General features: G+C 69.2%; 2 protein-coding genes. One reads left to right on the top strand and one right to left on the bottom strand.

The annotated features are described in order from the left end of the window. Positions 1 to 100 precede the first annotated feature (100 nt). Positions 101 to 1,411, bottom strand: coding sequence for an ABC transporter substrate-binding protein (locus tag C1J00_RS41765; protein ID WP_102914025.1), 1,311 nt, complete (start codon positions 1,409 to 1,411; stop codon positions 101 to 103). 285 nt (positions 1,412 to 1,696) lie between these two features. Here C1J00_RS41765 and C1J00_RS41760 point away from each other — a divergent pair. After that, the coding region (locus C1J00_RS41760) for a LacI family DNA-binding transcriptional regulator (protein WP_342751811.1) at positions 1,697 to 2,692 on the top strand (996 nt) is incomplete at its 3' end.

Raw genomic sequence — 2,692 nt, 5'->3', positions numbered from 1 at the left:
CCGGCTGCCCGCGCAGATCTCGCGCATCCGGGAGCTGCGCGAACAGGCCGGTGCGCGGTGGTGCCGGACGGGATCGCGGTGTCGGCCATGAGCCAGGTCCTCACTGAGCCGTCAGCTTCTGCAGGTCCGCCTGCAGGTCCTTCAGCGCCTGTCCGCTGCTCTTCTTGCCGGTGAGAGCGGCGTAGACCTCGCTCTGGACGGCGGCGGTGACATCGCCGTACTGCACGACGCGGGGGCGGGGCACGGCCTTGGTGATGGACCGCTTGAGGTCGGGCAGGTACGGGAACTGCTTGTCCAGCGCGGCGTTGTCGTACAGGTCGGCGTAGGGCGAGGCGAGGGAGGCGTGCTTCAGGAAGTAGGTCGAGCTCTCCTCGCTGGTGAAGAACTTCATGAAGTCGAGCGCGGTGGCCTTGTTCTTGGCGAAGGACGACAGGGCCAGGTTGGAGCCGCCGAGGCTGGAGGCGCCGGGTCCGTTCAGGCCGGGCAGGGGCGCGACGGCGAACTTGCCCTTGACGGCGCTCTTCTGGGCCAGGGAGTACACGTAGGGCCAGTTGTTCAGGAAGACCAGCTTGCCGGACTGGAAGGCCTGCCGGCCGTCCTCCTCCTGGTAGGTGATGGCCTCCTTGGGGATCGTCCCGTCCTTGAAGGACTTGACGAGGAAGTCCAGGCCCTTCTTCGCCTGCGGGGTGTCGACGTCCGGCTTGCCGTCGGCGTCGACGATGCGGCCGCCGGCGGAGTTCACGGCCTCGGCGAAGTTCACGGTGAGGCCTTCGTACTTCTGGAACTGCCCGGCGTAGCAGGACATGGCCTTCGCCTCGGGGAGCTTCGTCACCTTGGCGCAGTCGGCGGTCATCTGCCCCCAGGTGGTGGGGGGCTCGGTGATGCCGGCCTTCTTGAGCAGGTCGGTGCGGTAGAACAGCAGGCCGCCGTTGGAGCTGGCGGGGACCGCGTACAGCTTGCCGCGGTACTGGCCGGTCTCCACGACCGGCTTGAGCATCCTGCCGAGCGGGAACCGGTCAGCGGGCAGCGGCTCGATCCACTGGTGGGCGGCGAACTCGGACGTCCACACGACGTCGGTGGCGAGCACCGTGTAGGCGTCGGACTTCGTCTCCGCGTTCTGGATCATCTGCTGGCGCTGCGAGTCGGCGTCCGTCGGCAGCTGGATGAAGGTGACCTTCTCCTTGGGGTGCGCCTTGTTCCAGCGGTTGATGATGGTCTGAACGGTGCCGGTGGTGTCCTTGCCCGCGACGTAGGTGATGGGGCCGCGGCCCTTGAACGTGGCCGTCGCGGCCTGCGCCGAACCGCCCGAGCCGCCGCCGCTGCCGCCGGACGAGCCGCACGCGGTGAGGAGGAGCCCGGCGGCGGCGAGCGCTGCGGAACACTGAATCGCTCTGGCGGTGCTGGTCTTCACTGTCTCTCCTGGTCTGACGAACCGAAGTCGTGTCTGTTCCCCCGGAATGCCTTTGGTCATGAGATTGCGTTGCCACGCCATTGCACTGCTAAAAACAGCAGGTCACAGCAGGTGGGCGGTGACCCTCCGGGGTGACTTCGAACCTGTCGAGACAACGTTTGCACGCTAGAAGGCAGCCAGCGGGAAGTCAATGCGGAGCAACGTTGTAAGGAGGCAAGAATCCGGTGAGACAGCGCTGCCAACGACGGCCGTCCGGTGCGGTGTCGGCGTGTTAGCGTTCGGCGCATGCCACCAGGTCAGCGGCACTCCACGATGGCTGACGTCGCGGAGCGGGCCGGGGTGTCCACCTCCACCGTCTCGCGCACCCTGCGCGGCCTGTCCACCGTCTCCCCCGAGGTTCGCGCCCGGGTCGAACAGGCCGCCCGGGAGCTGGACTTCGCGGTGTCCCGGCATGCCGCGAGCCTCGTGACGGGCCGGACCCGCAATGTGGCGGTGCTCGTGCCCACACTCGGTTCGTGGTTCATGGGCACGGCCCTCTCGGGCCTGGCCCGCGCCCTGCGGGCGGCCGGCATGGAACTGACGGTGTATGTGATCCCCGGCATGGCCGAGCGCACCGCGTTCTTCGAGCATCTCCCGGCCCGGCGCAACGCGGACGCGCTGCTGGTGTTCTCCTTCGACCTCACCGCCGGGGAGACGGCCCGGCTGGACGGCCTCGCCATGCCGGTCGTCCACGTCAGTCAGCACGTCGACGGACGCCCCAGCGTGTATGTCGACGACGTGGCCGGTGCCCTGCATGGCACCCGGCATCTGCTGAACCTCGGCCACCGCCGGATCGCCCATGTGCGGACGGTGGGTGCCTGTGGGTTCTCCTTCAGTTCCCAGGAGCGGCTGGTCGGGTACCGGCAGGCGCTGGCCGAGGCCGGCCTGCCCCTCGACGACGACCTGGTGGTCGCCACCGCGGCGGGCGACAAGCGGGGGGCCGCCGAGGCGGTCGGGCGGCTGCTCGGGCCGCGGGAGCCGCCCACCGCGGTCTTCGCCGAGCAGGACGAGGTGGCCGTCGCGGTGATCTGGACGCTGCGCGCGACGCGGATCCCGGTGCCCGGGCAGATGTCGGTCGTCGGCTTCGACGACCAGCCGGTCGCGCAGTGGTTCGATCTGACCACGGTGGCCCAGTCACCGGCGCTGATCGGCCGCCGGGCCGGTGAACTGGCCCTGTCACTCATCGACGACCCGGGCGGGGACCGTGAGCGGCACCTCGTGCTGCCGACCCATGTCATCCCC

The organism is Streptomyces cahuitamycinicus (assembly GCF_002891435.1).
Lineage (GTDB): Bacteria > Actinomycetota > Actinomycetes > Streptomycetales > Streptomycetaceae > Streptomyces > Streptomyces cahuitamycinicus.
The sequence above is the reverse complement of the archived record's forward strand: the minus strand, read 5'-3'. Positions and strand labels throughout refer to the sequence as shown.